3 pseudogenes are annotated in these 2,630 nt (G+C 34.8%); 1 reads left to right on the top strand and 2 read right to left on the bottom strand.

The features are described 5' to 3' along the window. Positions 1-71 precede the first annotated feature (71 nt). Positions 72-1,060 (bottom strand): annotated as a pseudogene (locus Wcon_RS10005) (IS110 family RNA-guided transposase). Between the two features lie 222 nt (positions 1,061-1,282). Between Wcon_RS10005 and Wcon_RS10000 the strand changes: the two are divergent. Then, a pseudogene (locus Wcon_RS10000) lies at positions 1,283-1,827 on the top strand (IS256 family transposase); the annotation flags it as partial. On the opposite strand, the pseudogene Wcon_RS13570 reads toward Wcon_RS10000, so the two are convergent. Beyond that, positions 1,768-2,630 (bottom strand): annotated as a pseudogene (locus Wcon_RS13570) (transposase family protein); the annotation flags it as partial. The pseudogenes Wcon_RS10000 and Wcon_RS13570 sit on opposite strands and share 60 nt — an antisense overlap.

Here is a 2,630-nt window from a genome sequence, read left to right as displayed (position 1 = left end):
TTCTGATTGTGTAACAGTACACAGATTACAGTTAGTGAATATGTTGAATGGATTGGAAGCATTTTTTGATTTTAAACTACAGTCAACATCCTAGTTCTGTAATTCTTGATATGATTTGGATCAAAAGCACTTTTGGATGTCAGGATACCGAAAATGATATGGAGTAGCTTACGCATTGCAGCTCCCACAATTGCCATATTATGCTTACCCTTCTTCTTTAGTCTTTGGCAAAAACTCACAATGATAGGATTGTGATTCTTGGCTACTATGGCAGGAAAGAAAAGGGCCTTACGTAATGTTTGTGAACCTGATTTACTTAATCTTGGTTTAGAATGTACAGATGAACCTGATGTTATATTTTTCGGTATAACTCCTGTATATGCTGCCAATTGCCTGGCATCTCTAAAAGCTTTTATGTCAGGGATTTCAGCTAAAATAGCCATTGCTGATTCCTCTCCTATTCCTGGAATAGTCAATAGAAGCTGAAAATTTTCCAACAATTCTTTGTGCTGCTTTAATAGTTTGCGTATGGAGTTTTTTATTATTTCTATTTTTTTAACTATATTCGTTGCAACAAGCATTTGCAACTTCTTTAGGCAGTCTCTCTTTTTTTTCTAGGTGGTTATTTACTAATTCTTTTAACGCAACTGAGCAACGATAAAGATGTTTTAATTTTTTCATTTCAGAAGAAGGTGGTGTCCAACGAGTTGGTTCCTGTCTTTGGCAATAATCAGCAATAATTTCTGCATCAGTCTGATCATTCTTTTGTCTTACGAGCTTACTCCTTGTATAAGATTTAATACAATAAGGATTTACAACACTAACAAAATGTCCAGCATTGTGCAGAAATTCAGCCAAAGCTTCGCTATAACAACCACATGCATGACTTTACTTCTTCCACATTATGCTTTTGTAGAAAACTCAGCAGACCTTGAAACCCAAGATCATCGTTCTTAAAGCTCCTTTTCCTAGTTTCACGCTTTTCTTTTTTACTTATGAATGAAAGAAAAACATCAAAGCGATCTTTTGATACATCAATTCCAAGAAAGTTGTTGATCATATATAACCCCATACGTTACCATTTAAAACGAAAAGTAAGGCTAACCTTGTGGATACAGAATTAGAGCCATTTAGGTCTTTCTACGATACCGTCCAGCCTATACTTTTGAGGAGGGAACTCTTATCTTTCTTACAGATTTTATATCTAAGAGGAGAAACAGAGTTCTTCCCTCCTCCACCTAATGCTTAAGCTTAAAACATTAGATGCTTTTTACAAGATACAAGAGGAGTAGAGGATATTCTGATAGCTTGTGTTGATGGTCTGAAAAGCTTTCCTACAGCTATAAATAGTGTCTTTCCTAATGCAGAAGTACAGATGTGCATAGTACATCAAATACGCAATTCACTGAAGTATGTGGCTAGTAAAGACGCAAAGAGTTTTTTGAGCGATTTAAAGAAGATATATCAAGCAAGGAAATTGCTGAGAATTATCTGTTGGAATTGGATGAAAAGTGGGGCACAAAGTACCCTATGGTTATAAAATCTTGGCAAAATAACTGGGAAAACTTATCTGGTTATTTTAAGTATTCTGGGCCAATTAAAAGGGTGATCTACACCACTAATCCCATAGAGGGACTACATAGGCAAATTAGAAAATTCACCAAAACCAAAGGCTCATTTACCAGCATAAATGCCTTGTACAAACAGGTATATTGTGCTATAAAGAAAGCAGAGGAAAAGTGGATGATGCCTATATCTGATTGGGCATTAACTATCTCTCAACTTGATCTTTTCTTTCCTGATAGATTGAAAATTGAGTTGAACTAAAAATGCGGCTTGACACACTTTTTTGAACATTCCCTCTATATATTCAAATATTGCGGTGTTGTGCAGAGTGTTGTGAAGTATCAATGAGTATGAGTGAACTAAAAAAGCTCTCTGAAACAGCATTATCATAACAATAACCTTTGTCTAGAAATAATATTTTTTGTACTCAGTAAAAATCTCTAATTTTTAGAGGTGTATTGTGATCCTTGATCGCTATAAGCAGATTTGCGCCTATCAATAGCCATATCTATGCCTATCAACTAAATCTATTATTGCCAACCATCCTTCATTGGTTTTTATGTACCTAAACCCATATCTTGTTTGGTTGATCAGTGGTGAAATTCTGATTCAATATGTTATAACTCTATTTGTGGTTTTAAACCTTCATCTAAGCTTAGCTTGAATGCCATTTTTCTGCATAACATTGTTTTGATTTTACCTAAAGCCTTTAATTCAGTTTAGGAGCTCCGTACCTGCATTGTGATGCTTTTCTTTGTATGAGCTCTTCTCTTATTGTTTTTTTTCTGAGTAATCCATCTATACAAGCAGATACGTTCAAAAACCTTCATAATTCCCGTGTTTTATAGCAATTTTCATGTTCTTTTATAAAAACTCTTTTTGGTTTGCAAAATATCCCAGGGCTTTTTTTAAAATGTCTCTTTCTCTCGTTACTCTTGCCAGCTCTTTCTTTAAATCAAACTTTTCTTTGTCACAAGTTCCTTTTCCTTGGTTCCAGATATTGTATGTTTTTACCCACCTGCTTAGCCGCTAATACCCAAATCTCTTCCTATTTTTGCTGATGA

The organism is Wolbachia endosymbiont of Cylisticus convexus, assembly GCF_003344345.1.
This window is presented reverse-complemented; position numbering and strand designations above follow the sequence as displayed.